The sequence below is a fragment of the Micromonospora sp. DT44 genome (assembly GCF_049841635.1).
GTDB lineage: Bacteria > Actinomycetota > Actinomycetes > Mycobacteriales > Micromonosporaceae > Micromonospora.
The window spans coordinates 192,903-214,470 of sequence record NZ_JBNCKS010000002.1 but is presented as its reverse complement, the minus strand read 5'-3'; the positions used below and the strand labels follow the sequence as shown (position 1 = coordinate 214,470).

Genomic DNA, 21,568 nt, shown 5'->3' with positions numbered 1-21,568 from the left:
TCGATGGGCGAGACGGTCTGTGTTGGGGGCGGCCGGTCGGTGACCGGCCGCCCCCGCGCGCCTTCAGCGATAGTCGAACGTCGACTCGTTGTCGCTGTCGTCGTTGTCCAGCCAGGGGTCCCAGTCCGGGTCCGCTGGCCAGATCCGCAACGCGACCTGTCCCGAGGAGAGGCTGGCCCCGCTGGCCACCTCCAGTTCCAGGGTCCGCCGCACCTCGCTGTGCCCCCGTACGGCGCTCAGGCGGCACGACACCCGCACGGTGCTCCCCGTCTCGATGTCGCAGCCCGTCCAGCCGTCCCCGACGGGTCGCAGGGCCTTCGGCAGTTCCATGGTCAGGGTCGCCTCGGGTGCCGTCCGATCCGCTTCGTTGCGGATCCGTACGGTGACCGCACCGGACCGGGAACCGTCCGCCGCAGTGGTCAACACCAGGTCGGTGGCGGTGACGGACAGGTCCGTCGAGCGCGGGTTGGGACCGAACGTGCTCGGGCCGGACACCTGCTTGAACGCGTCACCGGTCCAGCGGTAGCCGCGCCACTGTCGTTGGGAGTTCTTCTCCGGCCAGCCGCCGCCGGGCGCGATGTCGAGCACCTCGACCCGGACCTCGCCGTCGTCGCGTACGTCCAGGGCGGTCACCCAACCTGGAGTGGGGCGAGCGGTCCCGGTCACGCGGCCGAGGGTGACGATCCGCCCCGCCGCGTCCCGGTCGAACGCGACCACCTGGAACGGCCCACGGGTGCCGAACACGCAGCGGACCAGGGCGACCGTCTCGGTCGCGCCATCACCGTCCAGGTCGCCGTGGTCGAGTGTCACCAGCTCGTTGACGTCGTCCCGGGCTGGTTCGGCGCCCAGCCGCACCCGGCCGGTCGGGCAGTCCGCCGCTGTTGTCCAGGCGGGCAGCGACACGGTCGCGGCGAGCAGTTGGCCTCGGCTGATCCGGCCGTCCGGGGCCGCAACGGTCGGGCTGGCGGCGCCGCTCGAGGCCGTGGTCGACGGGCTGGCCGTCGCACTGGCGGTCGCGGTCGCCGACGGGTTGGCGGACGGCGTGGGCGTGGGATCCACGGGCCCCGGCTCGCGATCCGGGCCGTTCATCGTCGCGTACCCGACGGCGGCCCCGCCGAACAGCGCGAGCACCGTCGCGGTGGTGGTGGCGAACCGGCGACGGCCGCGGCCTCGCGCCGTCCGCCGCACGGCGGCCGGCCCGGGCACCTCGACCTCCTCCAGCACGGTACGGCGGTAGTGGGCGAACTCTTCGGCGAGGTCGAGGATCTCCTGCTCAGACATCTCGCACCTCCTCGGTGGTGTCGCGCAGGTGCGTCGCGAGGGCCGCCCGTCCCCGGTGCAGCCAGGACTTGACGGTCCCCTCGGCGACCCGTTCCTGGGCGGCGATCTCGGCGACCGTCAGGTCGGCGAGGTAATGCAGTACGACGGCCCGGCGCTGCTTCGGCGGCAACTTGGCCAACGCGGTGTCGAGGGCGACCCGGTCCGGGCTCGGCTCGGCGACGTGTGTCTCCCGTTGCCGCAGCAGCCAGGCCTGCGCGGTCCGCAGCCGCCGCCAGCGGTTGTGGCCGAGGTTCCAGGCGACCCGGCGTACCCAGGCCAGCGGGTCGTCGTACCGGGCGAGCCGACCCCAGTTCGCGTACGCCCGGCAGAACGCCTCCTGCACCAGGTCCTGCGCCTGCCCACGATCACCCGTGTATGCGGTGAGCTGCACCACCAGCGATCGGAAGTGGGCGTGGTAGAAGTCGTCGAAGACCAGTTCGGCGGTCGCGGCGAGAGAGCTTTCCGGCGGGTCGGGTGGCGGCCCACCCACCCGTACTTCTCCTGTCACAAGCACTCGTCCTCCCCGTGGTGGCCGCCGGCGGCGTGTTCGCCAGCACCGGTCACACACTCGGCCGTGCCCACCGGTTGCGGTCGGGACCGGTGGGGTTGCCTGTCCGGTCCGTGACAGCCGGCTGTGATTCACTGTGGGGTGAGGAGAGGGGACGTCCGTGCAGCTACCGGCAGTGCTCGGTGAGCCGATCCGGTTCGTGCTGAACTGGGGACGCCGCTACTCGCTCTGGGTGTTCAACTTCGGCCTGGCCTGCTGCGCGATCGAGTTCATCGCCACCAGCATGGGTCGGCACGACTTCATCCGGCTCGGCGTGATCCCGTTCGCGCACGGCCCCCGACAGGCCGACCTCATGGTGGTCTCCGGCACGGTGACCGACAAGATGGCCCCGGCCATCAAGCGGCTCTACGACCAGATGCCCGAGCCGAAGTACGTCATCTCGTTCGGTGCGTGCTCCAACTGCGGTGGCCCCTACTGGGACTCGTACTCGGTGACCAAGGGCGTCGACCAGCTCATCCCGGTCGACGTCTACGTGCCCGGCTGCCCGCCCCGCCCGGAGGCGCTGCTGCACGGCATCCTGCGTCTGCAGGAGAAGATCGCCGCCGAGCAGTCCGGCATCGGCGGAGTGCCGCAGCGGGACCTGCTCGCCGCGCCGCTGGACGCCCCGCCTCGCGAGGCCGCCGCGCCGCGTTCCGTCGACTCCCTCACCGCGCCGCCGGTGCGCCCGCCCGCCGCCGATTGACGGCAGTCGGGCCGCCGCCCGGACGAGTCCGAGCGGCGGCCGGGCCGATGGGTCAGCCGTTGGCGGCGAGGGCCAGCGTGGTCTGGGCGGTGTTGTCGCTCGGGTTCGCGTCCGGCGTCTCGTACCACTCGGCCGTGACTTCGAGGGTGATGACGTCCTGGAGGTCTGCTGGATCGGTCGGCTGACTGATCAGCAGACCGAAGCTGCGTACCTCGCCCGGCATCATCCGCAGCCCCGGCACCAGAGCCCGGTTTGAACCAACCGGACCGTCTGCCGGCACCGTGTAGTAGATCAGCGATCCGGCGGGTAGTGGGCTGGCCTTGATGTACAGGCTGTCGTGGGGGGCATCCCCTCGATAGCTGACAGTGACCGGCAGGAGGAGCATGCCGCTGCCCTCCGGATCGAGGGTCACCGGGCCTACGGACTCGATAGCGGCGTCCGGCTGCGTGTCCTGGACGTACGGCCGGGGACGGATCAGTGACCCGGTGGTGGACCGGAACAGCGCGCCGAACGACTTGCTCGCCACTGGCTCGTCCTGTTCGACCGAGTAGACCTCGACCCAACCTCCGCCCATGCTCATCGGGTAGTTTCGCGGGTCGGTCAGCACGTTGAAGTCCAACGTGACCCGGAAGCTCTCACCCGGGTCGAGCGTCATCCAGTCCGGCGAGGAGCAGTTGGCCACCCGGCGGTTCTGCTCCACCCTCTGGTCGAACGCGTCGCAGTCGCTGCCCCAGAACTGGAAGGCGCCCGGCACCGGTTCGCGCATCTTGTAGTAGAAGTAGTCGTTCTCACTGCCGGTGTTGGTGACGGTCAGCTCGGCGCTGCCCTGATAACCACGCTCGGTCGGGTTGAGGATCAGCTTGCTGAGCGAGAGCTCGGCGCCGACGGTGCGCTCGGGTGCGGCGGCGGCCGGTCCGGCCCCACCGATCGTGGCGGTCAGGCCGAGCAGTGCGGCGGTGAGCAGGGTCCCCGTTTTTCTGAACACGTGTATCTGGTCCTCCGTGGTCGACGCCCGGCGGGGGACCTGCTGCCGCCCATGGCAGCCGCGATCGGCCGATGTGACCGTGGTGTCCGGGCCCCCGCGCGTGACGCAGACAGCATCGTCGATGGGTCGTCGTTCCGCCACCCCGTTCTGCCAGCCCGTGGTGGACCCGGCCGGCTAGCCTGCGGACTATGAGCAGCTCAGGGGACCAGCGCTCGGACCACATCATCGATGTGCTCAGCGCGGAGTTCGGCGCGTCGATGGCGGTCGACCCGGCGGCCTTCCGTCGCAAGTTCCGCAAGATGGCCGCGTCGCCGTTCGCCTTCTACCGGGGCAGCGCCGCGCTGTTCTACGCCGACCAGCGGGGTGACTTCGCCGACGACCGTTTCCTCGACGAGCGGACCGGCCGGGTATGGATCCACGGCGACCTGCACGCGGAGAACTTCGGCACGTACATGAACGCGTCCGGGCAACTGGTGTTCAACGTCAACGACTTCGACGAGGCGTACGTCGGCCCGTTCACCTGGGACCTGCGGCGGTTCGTGGCCAGCGTGGCGCTGCTCGGCTACAGCAAGGCCCTCTCCGACGCGGTGATCGACGAGCTGGTGACCGGCTTCGCCCGCGCCTACCTGACCGAGTTGCGGGCGATCGCCGCCGGCGGGGACGACGCCATCGGCTCGATCACCCTGGACAACGCCGACGGGGTGCTGCGTCGGGTGCTCCAGCAGGCCCGCCTCAACACGAGGGTCGACCTGCTCGCCGCGCAGACCACCGTCGACAACTACGAGCGGCGGTTCTCCGTCACCGACGGCGTCTTCGAGGTCGACGACGCGACCCGGGACCGGGTGCTCGCCGCCTTCGAGGAGTACCTGGAGACCCTGCCCGCCGCCACCGCCCGGCTGCGTCCGGGGGCCGCCCGGATCAAGGACGTGGTGCTGCGCAAGGGCGTGGGCATCGGCTCGGCCGGGCTGCCGTCGTACAACCTGCTGCTGGAGGGGCACACGCAGGCGCTGGAGAACGACGTGCTGATCTACATGAAGCAGGCGCAGGTCCCGGCGGTGGCCCGCTACAGCACCGACGAGTCGGTGGCCGGCTACTTCCGGCACCAGGGTCACCGGACCGCCGAGTCGCAGCGCGCGTTGCAGGCGCACGCCGACCCGTGGCTGGGCTACACCGAGCTGGACGGGGCGGGTCAACTGGTCGCCGAGGTCTCCCCGTACGCCGGCGATCTGGACTGGGCCGACGTGAACGAGCCGGACGAGCTGACCGGAGTGCTGGCCGACCTCGGCCGGGCGGTGGCCCGGATGCACTCGGTCGCCGACGACGAGTCCAGCCACGACCTCGTGGACTACTCCACCGAGGAGGCAATCGTCGCTGCCGTGGACGCCGACGAGTCGGGGTTCGTCACCCATCTCGTGGACTTCGCGCACGCGTACGGGGTGCGCGCCCGGCAGGACCACCAGCTCTTCGTGGACCTGTTCCGCAACGGCCGGCTACCGGGGATCTGACCCGTTCACGAGGCGAACTCGAGCACGACCTTGATGTCGTCCGGCCCGGCCGTGTACGCGTCGGCGTACCTGTTCACCGGGACCCGCCGGGTGATCAGGGAGGAGAGCCAGACCTGGTCGGCGCGCGAGAGGGCCTGGGCTGCCATGTTCCAGTGCCGCCGGTTGGCGTTCACCGAGCCGAACACCACGTTGTTCTCCAGCACCAGCGCCCGGTTGAGCGCCCCGGCGTCGAAGTCGATGCTCCGGCCGCCGCTGGACACCCCGGCCAGGCAGACGATCCCGTTCGGCGCGGCCTTGCACATGACGTCCAGGACCACCGTGGGCGCGCCGGTGCACTCGATCACCACGTCCGGCTCGAAGGGCAGGTCGTTGACCGGCACCGCGTGGTAGGTCGCGCCCAGCCCGGCGACCAGCTCCGGCTTCGGTCCGTCGGTGGCCCGGTCCAGCACGTGGACGGTGAGCCCGCGCTGGGCGCCGAGCAGCGCCGCCAGCAGCCCGATCGGCCCGGCCCCGGTGACCAGGACGGTCTGCGGCTGCCACTCGGCCCGGTGCCCGATCCGTTCGATGTGGTCCCACGCCTTCGCCACCACGCTGGTCGGCTCCAACAGCACGCCGACCTGGGCCAGCGCCGGGTCGAGCTTGATCGCGAACTCCGGTTCGATCCGCCAACGGTCCCGGGCGAAACCGGGCAGCGCCTTGATGCCGTGCTCGGTGTACCGCCCGTTGCGGCACATGTCCCACTCGCCCACCGCGCAGTTGGGGCAGGGCACCGGGTCGGGATGCCGGACGATGCCGGCCACCAGGTCGCCGGGTTGCAGGGTGCCGGTCGGGTCGTCGAGCACCCGGCCCAGCGACTCGTGCCCGATGACGAGCCGATCGGCGCCGGGCGGCGCTTCGCCGTAGTCGCCCGAGATGATCTCGTGGTCGGTGCCGCAGATGCCCACGGCCAGGGCCTCGACCAGGACAGCGCCCTCCTCGGACGCCGGCTCCGGCTGATCCTCGACGAGGCTCAGCGAGTTGGCTTCCCCGGGTTTCACCGTCACAGCGCGCACGCCCTCATCTTTCCCCGTGGGCGGGACAACCGCCGGTAAAGCCGCCAGATCACCGGAGGCCGGTCGCGGACCGCGGGCCGGGTCGGCACCTAGGATCAGCGGCATGACGTCAGAAGAGGTCGGCGCTCGGCTGGTCGCGCTGCTCGCGCCGGTCGAGGCGACCGCGTCGGTCTCCGGCGGGCAGCGGTTCGCCCGGGCCACCGTCGACGTACCGCCGGCGAGCTGGTCGGCTGCCATCCGCGCGGCCCGCGACGACACCGAGCTGGCCTGCGACTTCTTCGACTGGCTGTCGGCCGTCGACGAGTTGGCCGAGGGCTTCGACGTGGTCGCGCACCTCTGGTCGACGCGACTGCGGCACGGCGTGCTGCTGCGCACCCGGCTGCCCCGCGACGCGCCCTCGGTGGCCTCGGTGGTGGACATCTACCCCGGCGCCGCCTGGCACGAGCGGGAGACCCACGAGATGTTCGGCATCGACTTCGCCGGGCACGGTGAGCTGCGACCGCTGCTGTTGCCCCCGGAGTTCGAGGGCAATCCGCTGCGCAAGGAGTTCGTGCTCGCCTCCCGGGTGGCGAAGCCCTGGCCCGGCGCGAAGGAACCGGGTGAGTCGGAGGCCGGCGGTGGCCGTCGGCCGATCCGCCCGCCGGGCGTGCCCGCTCCGGGCGAGTGGGGGACGACGCCCACCCCGGCCGGCGCGGGTGGCGTGGGAGAGGGGCCGCGCGGCGGCACCCCGGCCCGACCGGCCGGTGACCGTCCGGCGCGGCCCGCGCCGGGGGCCCGTCCGGCGCGTACTCCCCGGGTTGCCGGCGCCGCCGACGGCCCGGCGGCGTCCGCGCGGCGCGAGCCGGTCGCGGACCCGGCGGCGCGAGACGACAGCGACGACGACGGGGGTACGCGTTGATGCCGCTCTGGGTGGAGCTGGTGCTCCGGATCGGCGGCGTGGTGGTCGCGTTCCTCACCCTGCCGCTGCTGGTCGGTCAGGCCGAGCACAAGGTGATGGCGCACATGCAGGGCCGGCTCGGCCCGATGTACGCGGGCGGCTTCCACGGCTGGGCGCAGCTCGTGGCGGACGGTGTGAAGTTCGTGCAGAAGGAGGACATCACCCCGCGCGAGGCGGACCGGGCGGTGTTCCGGCTGGCCCCCGCTGTGGCGCTGGTGCCCTACCTGCTGGTGCTGCTGGTCATTCCGCTCGGCCCGAACGACCTGGTCGGGCAACCGTTGGACATCGGCCTGTTCTTCGTGCTGGCCGTCGTCGGCATCGGTGTGGTGGCGGTGCTGATGTCGGCGTGGGCGTCGGCCAACAAGTACAGCCTGCTCGGCGGGCTGCGCGGGGCCGCCCAACTCCTCGGCTACGAGCTGCCGCTGGTGTTGGCCGCCGCATCGGTGGCGATGGCGGCGGGCACGCTCAGCCTGTCCGGCATCGTCGAGGCGTGGCAGCCCTGGTGGCTGCTCTGGCAGGCGCCCGCGATGATCATCTTCTTCATCGCCGGGCTGGCCGAGATCCGCCGTCCGCCGTTCGACATGCCGGTGGCCGACTCGGAGCTGGTGTTCGGTTACATGACCGAGTACACGGGTCTGCGGTTCGCGTTCTTCCTGCTCGCCGAGTACGTCGGCATCGTGGTGATCGCCGCGCTGACCACGGTGCTGTTCCTGGGCGGCTGGCAGGGACCGTTCGCCGACGACCAGCTCGGCTGGCTCTGGACACTGCTCAAGATCGCCGCTGTGGCCTTCGTGATCATCTGGCTTCGGGTCTCCTACCCCCGCCTGCGCGAGGACCAACTCCAACGCCTCTGCTGGCTGGTCCTGGTCCCCGCCTCCCTGGCCCAACTGGTCCTGACCGCAGCAGTCCGAGTAGCCCTCTAACCCCGCCCCGCCGCCTGGCCCGCCCCGCCCCGGCCCGCCCCGGCCCGCCCCGGCCCGCCCCGCCCCGCCCCGCCCCGCCCCGCCCCGCCCCGCCCGTCGATCATGGAGTTGTGGTGGGTGACAAAGCGCCCGTCAATCCCCAAACCCGGCACCACAAGTCCATGATCGACGAGGTCGGGGCGGTGGTCACCCGCGATCTTGCACTTTCTGCGGCGGCATAAGGGGCATCTCGCTCATGTCGACGACAGAAAGTGCAAGATCGGCGGGGCAGGGGCGGGGCACGGGGCAGGGCGGGGGCGGGGCACGGGCGCGGGTGGGGTGGGTCGGGCGGTTAGCGGAGCGGGGTGTGGGTGGGGTCTACGGGTTCGGCCGGGGGTGGGGGTGGGGTGCCGTCGCCGAAGGGGCGGCCGCCCAGGGCGTCCCGGCCGTGCGGGGTGAGCCAGTTCGACAGGTCGGGGCCGAGCGGAACGATCCCCGTCGGGTTGATGTCGCGGTGCACCTGGTAGTAGTGCCGCTTGATGTGGTCGAAGTCGATGGTGTCGCCGAACCCGGGGGTCTGGAACAGATCCCGGGCGTACGCCCACAGCACCGGCATCTCGCTCAGCTTCTGCCGGTTGCACTTGAAGTGCCCGTGGTAGACGGGGTCGAAGCGGACCAGAGTGGTGAACAGCCGCACGTCGGCCTCGGTGATGGTGTCGCCGACCAGGTACCGCTGGTTGGTCAGCCGCTCGGTCAACCAGTCCAGCCGGTCGAACAGCCGGTGGTACGCCTTGTCGTACGCCTCCTGGCTGCCGGCGAACCCGCACCGGTACACGCCGTTGTTGACGTCGCGGAACACCACGTCGTTGACCTCGTCGATCTGCTGGCGCAGGTGTTCGGGGTAGAGCTGCGGGGCGCCCTCGCGGTGGTACGGCGTCCACTCGGTGGACAGGTCCAGGCTCATCTGCGCGTAGTCGTTGGTCACCACCTGCCCGGTGGGTACGTCCACCATCGCCGGCACGGTGATGCCCCGCTCGTAGTCGGGGAAGCGCGCGAAGAACGCCTCCTGGAGGCGCTCGATGCCGAGCACCGGGTCGCGCCCACCCGGGTCGAGGTCGAAGGTCCAGCTCCGGGCGTCGTGCGTCGGGCCGGCGATCGCCATCGAGATGGCGTCCTCCAGGCCGAGCAGCCGCCGCACGATGACGAGGCGGTTGGCCCACGGACAGGCTCGGCTGACCGCCAGCCGGTACCGGCCGGGCTCCACCGGGTAACCGTCCCGCCCGTCCGCGGTGATCCGCGTGGCGATGTACCGCTGATCCCGGGTGAACTCGCCACCCGGCTCGACGTACTTCCCGCCTGTCTGCGCCACGTCGTCCACCCTCCGGCTCCGGTTGCCCTCACTGCCCATCCTCGCCGAAATCCGGGCCCTCGGCGCGGCTCGGGCCAACCTCGGCTGCTCCCGGCGCTGGCCCGCATCTTTTCTGGCTACCCTGCCGTCATGACGGATGTGGAGACGGCCGCCCGACGCCTCATCGCCGACGTGTGGAACGCGCGTCGGGAGGAGTCGGCGTACGAGCTGATCGCCGAGCAGTGTCCGGGGCTGGGCGGGACGGGGCCGGATGCGACGCTGGCCTGGCACCGCGAGCGCCGGGAGGCCTTCCCGGACCTCCGCTACAAGATCGTCGACGTGGTCGCCACGGGTGGGCGGGTGGCCGTGCACTGGCGGGCGGCCGGCACCCACGCCGGGCAGTTCGGGCCGGTGCCGCCGACCGGGCAGGTGGTCAGCTACTCGGGGGCGACGTTCCTGCGCTTCGACACCGCCGGCCGGATCATCGACGTGTGGAGCTGCAACGAGCTGCTCCAGCTCCTTCAGCAGCTCGGCGTGGAGATGGTGCCGCCGGCCGGCGGCCTCAGCGGCTCCGCGGCGTGATTCTCTCCAGCGGAATGTCCATCTCCCATGGCTCCGGCACGAGAATCCCGTCGGTGAGCCGGTCCTGCTCGATGTAGACCTGCTTCACGGCGTCGAGTTTGTAGCTGTGCACGACGATGCCCGCCTCGGTTTCTATTCGCCAGAAGTAGGGGATGTCCGCCTCGGCATAGAGGGCCGGTTTGAGCACCCGATCGATGCTGCGGGATCCCTCTGAAACGATCTCAACCACCAGAAGGACCTGATCCGGCAGATAATGCGACGGATTCCGCTGCGCGGCGTCGAGGTAGGTGACCAGCAAATCGGGGATGAAGGAGCGCTTCCGCGAAATGCGTACCTCGACACCCTGCGTCACGTCGAGGTCGCTCGGGCAACTCTCCAGCATGGCCGAGCCCAGCAGGAGCGCGATGGACTGGTGGAGTCGCTTGGGGGAGGGCGACATGAGCAGGTTTCCGTCCAGGAGTTCGGGGCGTGGGCGGCCGTCGTCGGGTAGGGCGTCCAAGGCGTCGGTCGTCCACTCGCCCGGCGGCGGAACGTCGTCGTGCAGCGCGGCGGTCATCGACGGGTCCTTTCCGGTGCAGTCGTTCTCCCCGCGACCACGGTACCGCCGCGGACCTGTGGGTGGTGGTCGCGCGCGCCGGGGCCACAGGGCAGGATGGTCCACATGACCGATTCCAGCGAGCGCGGCGATCCGGCCGGCGGCGCCAGCGAGCGCGGCCTGCCCGGCGCCGGTCTGGTGAAGGGGCTGGCGGTCACCCTCAAGACGATGACCACCCGGTCGACCACGCAGCAGTACCCGGACGTCGCTCCCGAGCTGCCGCCGCGCTCGCGTGGCGTGATCGCGCTGTCCGAGGAGAACTGCACGGTCTGCATGCTCTGCGCCCGCGAGTGCCCGGACTGGTGCATCTACATCGACTCGCACAAGGAGGAGGTGGCGGTGCCCGGCGCCGCCCGTCCCCGCCAGCGCAACGTGCTCGACCGGTTCGACATCGACTTCTCGCTCTGCATGTACTGCGGCATCTGCATCGAGGTCTGCCCGTTCGACGCGCTCTACTGGTCGCCGGAGTTCGAGTACGCCGAGTACGACATCAAGGACCTGCTGCACGACAAGGACCACCTCGGCCAGTGGATGGCGACGGTGCCGCCGCCGCCCGCGCACGACCCCAACGGCGAGCCGGCCAAGGAGGAGACCGCCGCCGCGCGCAAGGCCGCGCGGTCGATCGCACCGGCGGTACGCCCCGGCGACGAGGGCCCGACGTCGTGACCGCCCGAGCCGTGGGGACGGCCCGGTGACCGGCGCGGACCTGCTGCTGCTCGCGCTGGGCGCGGTGGCGGTCGGCTCCGGCGTGCTGGTGGTGACCACCAAGCATCTGGTCCGGGCGGGGCTCTATCTGGTGGTCTGCCTGGGCGCGCTGGCCGGCGACTATCTGGTGCTCGGCGCGGAGCTGGTCGCCTGGGTCCAGGTGCTGATCTACGTGGGCGCGGTGGTGGTGCTGCTGCTGTTCGCGGTGATGCTGACGCGGGCCCCGATCGGGGCGTCCGACGATCTGGACCGGCCCGGCTGGCCCGCCGCGCTGATCGGTGGCGGGGCCGGGCTGGGGCTGAGTGTGTTGCTGGTCGACGCGTACCGGTGGAGCGCCATCGCGCTGCCCGGCGCGGGGACCGCGGAGCGGCTGGGGGAGCAGATCTTCTCCTCCTGGGTGCTGCCGTTCGAGGTGCTCTCCGTTCTGTTGCTGTCCGCCCTGGTCGGCGCGGTGGTGCTGTCCCGCCCCGACATCGGTCGCCGTACCGAGGACGCGCCCGCGCCGGCAGAGGAACTGGCCTCCGGGGGGCGTCGGTGAGGCCGGTCATCCCGTACGTCACCGCCGCGCTGCTGTTCGGCCTCGGCGTGTACGGCGTGCTGCGTCGACGCAATGCCGTGCTGGTGCTCATGTCGGTCGAGTTGATGCTCAACGCGGTGAACCTGATCCTGGTCACCGCGGACACCACGGTCCGCGCGGTCCTGCCGCACTCCGGGCAGGTGTTCGCGTTGTTCGTCATCGTGCTCGCCGCCGCCGAGATCGGGGTGGGGTTGGCGATCGTGCTTCAGCTCTACCGCCTGCGGTCCACGGTGGCGGTGGACGACGTGGCGTTGACCGAACCGGCCGGGTCCGTCGAGCAGGACGCGGAGGCGATCCGGTGACCGGGCTGCTCGGGGCGGCGCTGCCCGCCGTACCGCTGCTTGCCGGTCTGGCCGGTCTGCTGCTGCCGCCGGCCCCGCGGCATCCTGGGGGCGCGGTCGGCGGTGACCGGGCCCGAACGGCGGCCGTGACGATCGGCGTGGCCGGTGCCGCCGGCGCGCTGGCGCTGGCCGTGGCCCTGCTGGTGACTGTCGACGGTCCGACGGAGACGTCGACGACCTGGGTCGACTTCGGCGGGTTGGCGGTGACCCTGGGGGTACGCCTGGACGGCGCCACCGCGCTGGTCGCCGTGGCGGTCGCCGCGGTGGCCCTGGCCGTGCAGGTCTACTCGATCGGCTACCTGCGGCGCGGCCCCCACGACGACGTCGACGTCGACCACCGCTATCCGCCGTACGCCGCCCAGATCAGTCTCTTCACGGGGGCGATGCTGCTGGTGGTGGTCGCCGGTGACCTGATCATGCTGCTGGTGGGCTGGGAGGTGATGGGCCTCTGCTCGTACCTGCTCATCGCCCACGACCGCCGGCTCGCGGGCGCGCCGGCCGCCGCCATGAAGGCGTTCCTGGTGACGCGGGTCGGTGACGTCGGCTTCCTGCTCGGGATCGCGTTGCTCGGGGTGTCGACGGGCAGCTTCCGGATCGCAGACGTGCTCGCGCACGATCATTCCGGCGCGACCCTGACCGCCGCCGGTCTGCTGCTGCTCGCCGGTGTGGCCGGTAAGAGCGCACAGTTCCCGCTGCACACCTGGCTGCCGGACGCCATGGCCGGTCCGACGCCGATCTCCGCGCTGATCCACGCCGCGACGATGGTCGCCGCCGGGGTGTACGCGGTGACCCGGCTCTACCCGCTGTTCACGGCCGCTCCGGTGACGTTGACGGTGCTCGGGGTGCTCGCCGCGATCACCCTGCTGCTCGGGGCGCTCGCCGCCACCGCACAGGACGACATCAAGCGGGTCCTGGCCTGGTCGACCGTCAGCCAACTGGGTTACATGACCGGCGCGCTGGCCGTCGGCTCGCCGTCGGCGGCGCTGTTCCACCTGCTCACCCACGCCGCGTTCAAGGCGCTGTTGTTCCTCGCCGCCGGTGCGGTGATCCACGCGGTGGGCACCACGCTGATGTCGGAGATGGGTGGGCTGCGCCGGGCCATGCCGGTGACCTTCTGGTGCACGGTGATCGGCCTCGGCGCGCTGGCCGGGGTGCCTCCGCTGGCCGGCTTCTGGAGCAAGGACGGCGTGCTGACGGTCGCCGAGTCGGCCGCGCTGGAGGGTACCGGCCCCGCGCCGTCGTGGGTGGGCTGGCTGGTCTGGCTGGCCGGGCTGCTCGGTGTGGCGATCACCGCCTGGTACGCGGGTCGACTGCTGCTGCGGACCTTCTTCGGCGAGCCCCGGCTGCCGCTGGTGCACCCGCACGACCCGCCGGCGGTGTTGCGCTGGCCGGTGCTGCTGCTGGCCGTGCCGGCCGCGCTGCTGGGCCTGGCCGGGTTCGTCGGCGCGTTCGCCGACCGGCTGCGGTTCGCCACCGTGCCGGTCGCGGGCGCGGAGGACGGCCTGGTCCACGTCGGGCCGGGGCTGCTGCTGCCGCTCGCGCTGCTGGTGGTCGGCGCGGGGCTGGTGTGGGCGCGCTGGCGTCGGGACACGGCCGCCGATCCGGCGACCGCGCTGGGTCCGCTGCGGCCGGTCTTCGCCCGCGCGTTCCGGCTCGACGACGTTCAGCACACCCTTGTCGTACGCCCCGTCCGGGCGCTGGCCCGCCTCGCGCGTACCGGCGACGAGGTGGTGGTGGACGGGGTCGTGGAGGGCAGCGGCAAAGCCGCGACGGGTCTGGGGGCCGGGCTGGCCGCGTTGCACCGGGCGGCGCTGCCCCGGGCCGCCGCCGGTGTGCTGGCCGGCGCGCTGCTGATCGGCCTGGCGGCGGCCGCGCTGGGGGCGGTGTCATGACGTTCGGACAGGTGCTGCTCGTCGCCGTGTTGGTGGTGCCGGCGCTCGGCGCGGTCGGGGTGGCGGCGACGCCCCGGGATCGGGCGGCGCGGATCGTCGGTACGGTCGCGGCGGCGCTGACCCTGCTGGCCGCCGTGGCTCTGGTGTCCGGTGGGCGGGGCTGGTTCGCCTGGTCGGCCGGCACGCCGGCGGTGCGCCCCTGGCACCAGGTGGACCTGCCCTGGGCGTCCGGCCTGGATCTGCGTTTCCACCTCGGCGTCGACGGCATCTCCTGGCCGCTGGTGGTGCTGACGGCGCTGCTCACGCTGCTCTGCTGCGCGTACTCGCTGTGGCGGGTGCCGGACGGCGGCAGCGGCCGGGCGTTGGTGGCGCTGTTGCTGGTCGTCGAGGTGGGCATCCTCGGCACGTTCCTCGCGCTGGATCTGGTGCTGTTCTTCCTGTTCTTCGAGGTCGTCCTGCTGCCGATGTACGCGATCATCGCCGGCTGGGGCGGTGCCGACCGTCGTCGGGCGGCCCGCAAGTTCGTGCTGTACACCCTCGTCGGCTCGGTGCTGCTGCTGGTCGGCGTGTACGTCGTGGTCGCCGCCGCGGGCACCGCCGACATCGTGGCCCTGACCGGCGGGGCCGGGCTGTCCCGGAGCACCCAGTTGGCCGCGTTCACGCTGTTCGCGCTCGCGTTCGCGGTGAAGAGTCCACTCTGGCCGCTGCACTCCTGGCTGCCCGACGCGCATACCCAGGCCCCGACGGTGGGCAGCGTGGTGTTGGCGGGGGTGCTGCTCAAGATGGGCACGTACGGGCTGATCCGGGTCGCCGTGGGGGTGGCCCCGGAGGGCGCCCGCTGGGCCGCCCCGGTGCTCGGCGTGCTGGCGGTCGCCGCGATCCTGGTCGGCTCGCTGGTTTGCCTGGCCCAGGTCGAGGTGAAGCGGCTCATCGCGTACTCCAGCGTGGGGCACATGGGCTTCGTCCTGCTGGGCGTCGCCACGCTGACCGCCACCGGTATCCAGGCGGCGCTGATCGGCAACGTCGCCCACGGGGTGATCACCGGCCTGCTGTTCTTCCTGGCTGGGGCCGTGAAGGACCGCACCGGCACGGGCGCTCTCGCCGAGTTGTCCGGGCTTCGGGAGACTGCGCCCCGCCTCGCCGGTCTGCTGGCGTTCGCGGCCGTCGCGTCGCTGGGCCTACCCGGGCTGGCCGGCTTCTGGGGGGAGGCGTTCGCGGTGGTCGCGGCGATTCAGGTGGGCGGCCCGCTGTGGCTGACCCTCGGGGTGCTCGCGGCGGTCGGTGGCGCGCTCACGGCCGCGTACTTCCTGCGGTTGCTGCGCCAGGTGACCCACGGCCGGCCGAGCCCCGCGGTGAGCGGCGTCGGCGCGGGTCTGGCCGGCGCGGAGCTGACCGCGTGGGCGCCGCTGGTGCTGCTCGCGTTGGCGATCGGTCTGGTTCCGGCGCTGGTCCTCGGCGTCGCCGAGGCGCCCGTCGACGCCCTCATCGAGGTGATCCACAGGTGAGCACGAGAAGCGCCCCGCGACCGGAGGCGGCCCGATGAGCGTCGTGCAGAGCGTGGACAGCGTCGCGCTGCTCCCGGCGTACCTGGCCGCCGGCACCGCCGTACTCGTGTTGGTGGCCGACCTCGTGTTGGCGCGGCCGCGCGTCACGGTCGCGGTGGCCGCGCTCGGGGCGCTCGGTACGGCCGTCTTCTCGGCGCTGGTGGGCGCGGGCGGCGAGCGGCGGACGCTCTGTGTCGGCGCGGACTGCTCGTGGGTCTTCGGTGGGCGGGCGGCCCTGGTCGGCGCAGTGGTGGCGCTGCTCACCCTGGGCGTGCTCGGGCTGTCCGTGCCGGCGCTGCGGGCCGGTCGGTCGCCGGTGGGGGAGTACGCCTTCCTGCTCGCCTGTTCGATGACCGGCGGCGTGGTGCTCGGCGCGGCCGGCGACCTGATCACCCTGATCGTGGCGTTGGAGACGCTGACCCTGCCGCTGTACGTGCTGGTGGGCCTGCGCCGCGGCAGCCTGGCCAGCGCCGAGGCGGCGGTGACGTTCTTCGTGGTCAGCGTGGTCGCCACCACGCTGACGCTGCTCGGCGCGGCGCTGCTGTACGCGGTGACCGGCGGGCTGCACCTCGATCGGGTGGGCGCGCTGCTGGCCGAGCGGCCGGAGTTGCGCGACCTGCCGCTGACCACCGCCGCCGTGACGCTGCTGCTGCTCGGGCTGGCCTTCAAGGTGGCGGCGGTGCCGTTCCACGCCTGGGCGCCGGCCACCTACGACGGCGCTCCGCTGCCGGTGGCCGCGTACCTGTCGACGGCGTCGAAGCTGGGCGGCCTGGTGGCGGTGCTGGCCGTCGTGCAGCGGGCGCTGCCGGCGGACCGGACCGGCCCGGTGCTCGCCCTGTTGGCGGTGCTCACGATGACCGTCGGCAATCTGGTGGCGCTGCGTCAGCGACGTACCGTCCGGTTGTTGGCCTGGTCGTCGGTCGCGCAGGCCGGATACATCTTCGCCCCGCTGGGCGCGCTGGCGTTGGCCGCCGGCCGCACGGGCGAGGCGCGGTCGGCCGCGTACGCCGCCGCGGTGGCGTACGCCGTGTTCTTCGTGGTGCTGGAGCTGGCGGCGTTCGCCGGGGTGACCGCGCTGCGCCCGGTGGGGGCGGACGGCGGCACGCTCGACGACCTGCGCGGGGCCGCGCGCCGGCACCCGTGGCGCGGCGCCGCCCTCGGCCTCGCGCTGGTGGGTCTGGCGGGACTCCCACCGGGCCTGGCCGGGTTGTTCGCGAAGGTGACGGTGGTCCGTTCGCTGCTGGACGGTGGCGCGGCCTGGTTGGCGCTGGTGGTGGCGCTGAACGCGGTCCTCGGGCTCGCCTACTACCTGCGGGTGACGGCCGGCCTGTGGACGCCGCGGCCCTCGTCGGGCGGAGACGGCGTGGTGGCCGTACCCCTGGTGGGTGTGGTGGCGGTGGTGCTGGCGGTGGCCACGGTGGCCGCCGTGGTGCTCGGTGTCGCCCCGCAGCTCGTGCTGGATCTCGCCGCCCGCTGAGCGGGTCTCAGTCAACTCTCAGCGTTCCGACGGATGGTTGACGGGTATCGGGTTGTTGTACCGGTCAGCGGATCGAGGCGATCCGCGCACCGAAGGAGAGATCGTGCACCACAACCGTCTGAAGACCGCCGCACTGCTCGGTCTGCTCACCGCGCTGATCCTCGCGGTGGGCTACGGGTTCGGCGGCAGTGGCGGCCTGGTCATCGCCGTCCTCATCTCACTGGTCATCAACGGCATTTCCTACTTCTACTCGGACAAGCTCGCGCTGCGCTCGATGCGGGCGCAACCGGTCAGCGAGGCACAGTTCCCCGAGCTGTACCGAATGGTGCGCGAACTGGCGACCGAGGCCCAACAGCCGATGCCCCGCCTGTACGTGAGCCCGACCGCCCAGCCCAACGCGTTCGCGACGGGGCGTAACCCGCAGCACGCGGCGGTCTGCGTGACCCAGGGCATCACCGAGATCCTGGACTACCGGGAGCTGCGCGGTGTGATCGGGCACGAGCTGTCCCACGTCTACAACCGGGACATCCTGATCTCCAGCGTCGCGGCCGGCCTGGCCGGCATCATCACGTTCCTGGCGAACATCGCCTGGTTCATCCCGCTCGGTGGCGGGGACGACGAGGACTCGCCGAACCCGGCCGTCCTGCTGCTGACCCTGATCCTCGGCCCGATCGCGGCCACCGTGATCCAGTTGGCGATCAGCCGCAGCCGCGAGTTCCAGGCGGACCAGTCCGGCGCCGAGCTGAGCCGGGACCCGCTGGCCCTGGCCAGCGCCCTGCGCAAGATCGATGCCGTGGCCCGGCGACGCCCGCTGCCGGCTCAGGGCACGCTCACCAGCAGCGCTCACCTGATGATCGCCAACCCGTTCGCCGGTGGCGCGGTGGCCGCGCTCTTCTCCACCCACCCGAAGATGGAGGACCGGGTCGCCCGCCTGGAGCGGATGGCCGCCAATTCGGGCCCGGTGCAGTTCCAGCGCTGACCCGCCGAACCCCGTACTCCGCCCGCGTCCGCTCACGGACGCAGGCGGAGTCGTTTCCGCGTCACTCCGGTGCGGGCGGCCGAATCAGACGGGTCAGCAGCACGACGGCGAGCAGGACGACGCCCGCCGTCAGGTACGACGCGGCGGGCGAGAGCACGGCAGCCACGCCACCCAGCAGGAAGATGCCGATCCCCGAGGTGACAATGTTCGCCGCGACGATCGTCGCCTCGACCTGCCCCATCCGTTCCGGTGGGGCCAACCGGGCGAACGTGGCCTGCGCCCCGATCAACCAACCGCCGCCCGCGCCGATCAACGCGTTGCCGACCGTCAGCGCCCCCAGCGGCGCGTCGACGGCGACCAGGACACCGGTGAGCAACAGCGCGCCGGCCAGCGCCGCGGCGACGGCCACCTGACCGGCCAACCGGCCCAACCACCGGGACCGGCCCACCACCAGCACGAAGACCGCACCGCCCAGCGCCGACGCCGCCAGCACGGCGGGACGCCAGGCCCCGCCGGCCAGATCCGGGGCGAGGGTCTCCGGGAGAGCGCCGGACAGCACCGTGGCCAGGGTGAGCAGGGCGACCCCCCGCAGCACCGGATGGCGGGCGATGATGCGCACGCCCGCGGTCGCCGGTGGACGCGGCCCGCGTACCTGGTGGGGGCGCTTCGGCAGTCCGGCCAGGACGACTGCGGCGATCAGGAACGATCCGAGGTCGATCAGGAGCGCCACCCGGGAGCCGAGGGCCACCGTCAGGCTGGCCCCCGCGAGCAGGCCGACCACCTGGCCCGCCTGGTTGGCGAAGGCGCTGAGGCCGAACAGCGGCAGCCGCAGCGGAGCGTCCACCGCCTCGGCGGCGACGGCCACATTGACGCTCGCGTAGGCGGCCCGTACCGCGCCCAGCAGGCCCGCCGCCACGATCGCCGGCAGCGGCTCGGGGACCGCCGCCGGTACGGCGATCAGCGCGGCGCCGGCCACCGACAGCCAGACCAGCAGGGTACGGCGGGCCGGCACGTCCAGCCAGCCGCTGAAGACGGTGGCGACCAGCAGTGCCGGCAGGGTACGCGCGGCGTAGACCGCGGCCGGGCCGAGGACGGAGTTCGTCTGGTCGTACGCGAGCAGCAGCAGAGCGGCCAGGCCCACGAAATCACCCAGCTCCGAGATGCCCCGGGCGATGACCAGCCGGGAAGCGACCGGATGCCGGAACAGCGCTCGGTAACCGGGCGACGGCGTGAGCTGTGCGTCGGTGTCGGGCATCAGGTCGGCTGGTCCGCTTCCGCTACCCCGATCGGCTGGTAGGCGGCGTTCTCCCGGACCCGGCGGGCCTGTTCCCGGCGGTAGCTGCTGCGGATCTCCGGATCCTGGCGGCGGCGGCGCAGCGCCACGAAGTCCGACCAGACGTCCTCCGGCCACGCCGGCAGCCCTTCCCCGGTGACCAGTTCGGCCTGCCGGAAGGCCTCCAGTGTGGACCGGTGCACCGGTTGCAGGCACATGAGAGGGATGTTCCGGTAGAAGCGCACCACCTGCCCCACCTCGGTGAGCCGCAGGATGGTGGGCAGCAACGAGGTGTACCAGTCGGTCTCGACCACGCCCTCGTAGAGCTGCACACCGCGCTGAGCGGGCCAGTTCGGCACGCCCCGGGCCATCAGGCACCATCCCGGGGACGTACGCGCCACCACGCCGGTGACCAGCTCGATCGTGTTGGCGGCGCGGGGGTCGGCGTCGAGGAACGGGATGCTCGCGCCGTACCTGTCGAAGATGTCCAGGTCACCGTGGAACTGCTCGGGCGCCGCCTGCAACTGGCCGGCCGCGTCCGGCAGCTTGCCGTCGTAGCCACCGGCGAGCGAACGCCACTGGGCCGGCTCGTTCTCCGCCAGCAGCGTCCACTCGGTGTCCTGGCCGTCCCAGCGCAGCGCGAAGTCGGTTGGCGGGTAGACGTACCAGCCGAATCCCGAGGCGATGGCGACCGGCGGGCACTGTTGGACGGCCCGGGCGGGCAGGGAGCCGCGCAGGCTGGGCGAGGCGGCCTCACTGGGCTTCGCGTCGCCGTACAGCGAATAGATCTCGACTCGCAGAGGTGCGGTGGTAGTCCCGGACATCGGACCTCCTGCCTCATCGTGCGGTGCCGGCGTATGGACCCAATTCGATCAGCAACCTACCCCCTTTGTGACCGCTCGGTCAGTCCCGGCCTCCGCGCTGCTGTGAGCGGATCGACCATCCACGGCCTGACCTCGGACGTTAGGGTCGACAGGGCTTCTACCCGTTACCTGTCCCAGCGGAGGTACACCTCGTGGCCGCACTGCGCCAGTACCTGGGTGTCTGGCGGATCCCCGGTGCGCCGATCCTGCTGGTCACCGGCATCATCGGCCGGCTCGGCATCGGCATGACGCCGCTGGCGCTGCTGCTGGTGGTCGAGCAGGTGACCGGGCGATACTCCCTGGCCGCCATCGCGGGCGGCATCTACGCCGTCGCCGGCGCCGCGCTCAGCCCGGTGGCCGGACGCATCGCCGACCGGGTCGGTCCGAGCCCGGTGCTGCTGGTCACCGCCGTGGCCCACCCCTTGGCGCTCACCGGGCTGCTGCTGGCCAGCCGCTCCGGCGACGACGCCCTCGCCGCCATCTACCTGACGGCCGGCGTCGCCGGCGCGACGTACCCGCCGCTGACCGCCGCCATTCGCGGCGCCTGGAACGAACTGACCAGCCCCGCCTCCGGCCGGTACGCCCTGCGCAACACCGCCCTCGCGGCGGAGACCTCGCTGTTCGAGATCGTGTTCGTACTCGGCCCGCTGCTCGTGGCAGGGTTCGTACTGGTCGCCGACGCGGCGGCCGCGCTGATCGGGGCGGCGGTCGTCACCCTGGTCGGCACCACCGCCGTCGCCCTCGGCCGGGTGATGCGCGACTGGCGGCCCCACCCGCGCGAACACCACGCCCGGGGGCTCGGTCCACTGCGGGTCGCCGGCTTCCCGGCACTGCTGCTCTGCGTCGCCGGACTGGGCATCGCGTTCGGCGCCGCCGGTGTGACCGTCCCCGCCTACGCCGGCAAGGCCACCACCGACGACCCGGAGAGCCTCGCCGGGCTGCTGCTGGCGGTCTGGGGGGTCGGCAGCGCCATCGGCGGCTTCTGGTTCGGCGTACGCCGACCCTCGCCGAACATGACCCGCCAGTTCGCCCTGCTGCTCGCCGCGCTGGCCGGCACGTTCGTGGTGTTCGCGCTCATGCCCACGCCGCTCGCGCTGGGCGTCGCCCTGGTCGTCGGTGGGGCCACCATCGCTCCGGCGCTGACCCTGGAGAACACCCTGGTCGGCCGGATCGCCCCGGCGGGCATGCTGAACGAGGCGTACACCTGGGTGGTCACGGTGGCCGTGGCGGCGAGCGCCGCCGGCGGCGCGGTGGCCGGCCTGATCGTGGACCACGCCGGCGGCGTGCCGTGGGCCTTCGTCTTCGCGGGCGCGGCGGTGGCCGTCGGGGCCGCGGTCGCCGCGCTGCCCGCCGGGCCCATCGCCCGAGCGGAAAACCAGGCGGTACGCCCCGACGACCCCGTCCCGATCTGACCTCCTCCGACGGTTTCCGGCGATGTCGG

21 protein-coding genes are annotated in these 21,568 nt (G+C 72.4%); 13 read left to right on the top strand and 8 right to left on the bottom strand.

Annotated features, from left to right (window positions below; genetic code table 11):
- Positions 1-63 precede the first annotated feature (63 nt).
- Together ACLQ25_RS02365 and ACLQ25_RS02360 are read right to left on the bottom strand one after the other, a co-directional pair.
- Positions 64-1,281, bottom strand: coding sequence for a hypothetical protein (locus tag ACLQ25_RS02365; protein ID WP_425728592.1), 1,218 nt, complete (start codon positions 1,279-1,281; stop codon positions 64-66).
- The gene (locus tag ACLQ25_RS02360) at positions 1,274-1,834 is read right to left on the bottom strand and encodes an RNA polymerase sigma factor (RefSeq protein ID WP_425728590.1); all 561 of its coding nucleotides are present in this window, start codon (positions 1,832-1,834) and stop codon (positions 1,274-1,276) included. Before ACLQ25_RS02360 ends, ACLQ25_RS02365 begins: the two co-directional genes overlap by 8 nt.
- A gap of 154 nt (positions 1,835-1,988) precedes the next feature.
- Here ACLQ25_RS02360 and ACLQ25_RS02355 point away from each other — a divergent pair, with 154 nt between their 5' ends.
- Positions 1,989-2,570: an NADH-quinone oxidoreductase subunit B gene (locus ACLQ25_RS02355; RefSeq protein WP_393050990.1), complete on the top strand. Its 582-nt coding sequence runs from the start codon at positions 1,989-1,991 to the stop codon at positions 2,568-2,570.
- Between the two features lie 52 nt (positions 2,571-2,622).
- On the opposite strand, the gene ACLQ25_RS02350 is transcribed toward ACLQ25_RS02355, so the two are convergent.
- On the bottom strand, positions 2,623-3,555 hold the full coding sequence (locus ACLQ25_RS02350; RefSeq protein WP_425728588.1) for a hypothetical protein: 933 nt from the start codon (positions 3,553-3,555) through the stop codon (positions 2,623-2,625).
- A gap of 188 nt (positions 3,556-3,743) precedes the next feature.
- On the opposite strand from ACLQ25_RS02350, the gene ACLQ25_RS02345 reads away from it, so the two are divergent.
- Entirely contained in the window at positions 3,744-5,060 is a 1,317-nt protein-coding gene (locus ACLQ25_RS02345; protein ID WP_425728586.1) for a DUF2252 domain-containing protein, read from the top strand.
- Between the two features lie 5 nt (positions 5,061-5,065).
- On the opposite strand, the gene ACLQ25_RS02340 is transcribed toward ACLQ25_RS02345, so the two are convergent.
- Positions 5,066-6,112: a glucose 1-dehydrogenase gene (locus ACLQ25_RS02340; protein WP_425728584.1), complete on the bottom strand. Its 1,047-nt coding sequence runs from the start codon at positions 6,110-6,112 to the stop codon at positions 5,066-5,068.
- 103 nt (positions 6,113-6,215) lie between these two features.
- Between ACLQ25_RS02340 and ACLQ25_RS02335 the strand changes: the two genes are divergently transcribed.
- On the top strand, positions 6,216-7,010 hold the full coding sequence (locus ACLQ25_RS02335; protein ID WP_425728582.1) for an NADH-quinone oxidoreductase subunit C: 795 nt from the start codon (positions 6,216-6,218) through the stop codon (positions 7,008-7,010).
- Positions 7,010-7,972, top strand: coding sequence for a complex I subunit 1/NuoH family protein (locus tag ACLQ25_RS02330; protein ID WP_425728580.1), 963 nt, complete (start codon positions 7,010-7,012; stop codon positions 7,970-7,972). The genes ACLQ25_RS02335 and ACLQ25_RS02330 overlap by 1 nt, the downstream gene beginning before the upstream one ends.
- 331 nt (positions 7,973-8,303) lie before the next feature.
- Here the strand turns inward: ACLQ25_RS02330 and ACLQ25_RS02325 are convergent, their stop codons facing one another.
- On the bottom strand, positions 8,304-9,320 hold the full coding sequence (locus tag ACLQ25_RS02325) for a glutathione S-transferase family protein (RefSeq protein WP_425728578.1): 1,017 nt from the start codon (positions 9,318-9,320) through the stop codon (positions 8,304-8,306).
- A gap of 129 nt (positions 9,321-9,449) precedes the next feature.
- Between ACLQ25_RS02325 and ACLQ25_RS02320 the strand changes: the two genes are divergently transcribed.
- The gene (locus ACLQ25_RS02320) at positions 9,450-9,881 is read left to right on the top strand and encodes an ester cyclase (RefSeq protein WP_425728576.1); all 432 of its coding nucleotides are present in this window, start codon (positions 9,450-9,452) and stop codon (positions 9,879-9,881) included.
- Here the strand turns inward: ACLQ25_RS02320 and ACLQ25_RS02315 are convergent.
- Positions 9,862-10,437, bottom strand: coding sequence for a Uma2 family endonuclease (locus ACLQ25_RS02315; RefSeq protein WP_425728574.1), 576 nt, complete (start codon positions 10,435-10,437; stop codon positions 9,862-9,864). The two genes, ACLQ25_RS02320 and ACLQ25_RS02315, sit on opposite strands and share 20 nt — an antisense overlap.
- Before the next feature lie 96 nt (positions 10,438-10,533).
- Here ACLQ25_RS02315 and ACLQ25_RS02310 point away from each other — a divergent pair, with 96 nt between their 5' ends.
- The 7 genes from ACLQ25_RS02310 (at position 10,534) to htpX (ending at position 17,991) form a co-directional block, all read left to right on the top strand.
- Positions 10,534-11,142, top strand: coding sequence for a NuoI/complex I 23 kDa subunit family protein (locus tag ACLQ25_RS02310; RefSeq protein ID WP_425728572.1), 609 nt, complete (start codon positions 10,534-10,536; stop codon positions 11,140-11,142).
- A gap of 25 nt (positions 11,143-11,167) precedes the next feature.
- Positions 11,168-11,719: an NADH-quinone oxidoreductase subunit J family protein gene (locus tag ACLQ25_RS02305; RefSeq protein WP_425728570.1), complete on the top strand. Its 552-nt coding sequence runs from the start codon at positions 11,168-11,170 to the stop codon at positions 11,717-11,719.
- Complete coding sequence (gene nuoK / locus ACLQ25_RS02300; protein ID WP_425728568.1) at positions 11,716-12,060, top strand: NADH-quinone oxidoreductase subunit NuoK; 345 nt, start codon at positions 11,716-11,718, stop codon at positions 12,058-12,060. Before ACLQ25_RS02305 ends, nuoK begins: the two co-directional genes overlap by 4 nt.
- Positions 12,057-13,991 (top strand): NADH-quinone oxidoreductase subunit L, encoded by a 1,935-nt coding sequence (locus ACLQ25_RS02295; RefSeq protein ID WP_425728566.1) that lies wholly within the window; start codon positions 12,057-12,059, stop codon positions 13,989-13,991. The genes nuoK and ACLQ25_RS02295 overlap by 4 nt, the downstream gene beginning before the upstream one ends.
- Positions 13,988-15,496, top strand: coding sequence for a complex I subunit 4 family protein (locus ACLQ25_RS02290; RefSeq protein ID WP_425728564.1), 1,509 nt, complete (start codon positions 13,988-13,990; stop codon positions 15,494-15,496). The genes ACLQ25_RS02295 and ACLQ25_RS02290 overlap by 4 nt, the downstream gene beginning before the upstream one ends.
- 34 nt (positions 15,497-15,530) lie before the next feature.
- Positions 15,531-17,012, top strand: a complete 1,482-nt coding sequence (locus ACLQ25_RS02285) for an NADH-quinone oxidoreductase subunit N (protein ID WP_425728562.1) — start codon at positions 15,531-15,533, stop codon at positions 17,010-17,012.
- Between the two features lie 103 nt (positions 17,013-17,115).
- Positions 17,116-17,991: a zinc metalloprotease HtpX gene (gene htpX, locus ACLQ25_RS02280; RefSeq protein ID WP_396804591.1), complete on the top strand. Its 876-nt coding sequence runs from the start codon at positions 17,116-17,118 to the stop codon at positions 17,989-17,991.
- Positions 17,992-18,052: 61 nt separating this feature from the next.
- Here the strand turns inward: htpX and ACLQ25_RS02275 are convergent, their stop codons facing one another.
- Together ACLQ25_RS02275 and ACLQ25_RS02270 are read right to left on the bottom strand one after the other, a co-directional pair.
- Entirely contained in the window at positions 18,053-19,246 is a 1,194-nt protein-coding gene (locus ACLQ25_RS02275; protein ID WP_425728560.1) for an MFS transporter, read from the bottom strand.
- On the bottom strand, positions 19,246-20,088 hold the full coding sequence (locus tag ACLQ25_RS02270) for a DUF6065 family protein (RefSeq protein WP_425728558.1): 843 nt from the start codon (positions 20,086-20,088) through the stop codon (positions 19,246-19,248). Before ACLQ25_RS02270 ends, ACLQ25_RS02275 begins: the two co-directional genes overlap by 1 nt.
- Before the next feature lie 191 nt (positions 20,089-20,279).
- Here ACLQ25_RS02270 and ACLQ25_RS02265 point away from each other — a divergent pair, with 191 nt between their 5' ends.
- Positions 20,280-21,539, top strand: a complete 1,260-nt coding sequence (locus ACLQ25_RS02265; RefSeq protein ID WP_425728556.1) for an MFS transporter — start codon at positions 20,280-20,282, stop codon at positions 21,537-21,539.
- The last annotated feature ends 29 nt before the right edge of the window (positions 21,540-21,568 follow it).

Coding starts and splice junctions, on each gene's coding strand:
- ACLQ25_RS02275 (WP_425728560.1), bottom strand. CDS start 19,246: ATGCCCGACACCGACGCACAGCTCACGCCGTCGCCCGGTTACCGAGCG.
- ACLQ25_RS02285 (WP_425728562.1), top strand. CDS start 15,531: ATGAGCGTCGTGCAGAGCGTGGACAGCGTCGCGCTGCTCCCGGCGTAC.
- ACLQ25_RS02315 (WP_425728574.1), bottom strand. CDS start 10,437: ATGACCGCCGCGCTGCACGACGACGTTCCGCCGCCGGGCGAGTGGACG.
- ACLQ25_RS02270 (WP_425728558.1), bottom strand. CDS start 20,088: ATGTCCGGGACTACCACCGCACCTCTGCGAGTCGAGATCTATTCGCTG.
- ACLQ25_RS02345 (WP_425728586.1), top strand. CDS start 3,744: ATGAGCAGCTCAGGGGACCAGCGCTCGGACCACATCATCGATGTGCTC.
- ACLQ25_RS02290 (WP_425728564.1), top strand. CDS start 13,988: ATGACGTTCGGACAGGTGCTGCTCGTCGCCGTGTTGGTGGTGCCGGCG.
- ACLQ25_RS02330 (WP_425728580.1), top strand. CDS start 7,010: ATGCCGCTCTGGGTGGAGCTGGTGCTCCGGATCGGCGGCGTGGTGGTC.
- ACLQ25_RS02310 (WP_425728572.1), top strand. CDS start 10,534: ATGGTCCACATGACCGATTCCAGCGAGCGCGGCGATCCGGCCGGCGGC.
- ACLQ25_RS02365 (WP_425728592.1), bottom strand. CDS start 1,281: ATGTCTGAGCAGGAGATCCTCGACCTCGCCGAAGAGTTCGCCCACTAC.
- ACLQ25_RS02335 (WP_425728582.1), top strand. CDS start 6,216: ATGACGTCAGAAGAGGTCGGCGCTCGGCTGGTCGCGCTGCTCGCGCCG.
- ACLQ25_RS02320 (WP_425728576.1), top strand. CDS start 9,450: ATGACGGATGTGGAGACGGCCGCCCGACGCCTCATCGCCGACGTGTGG.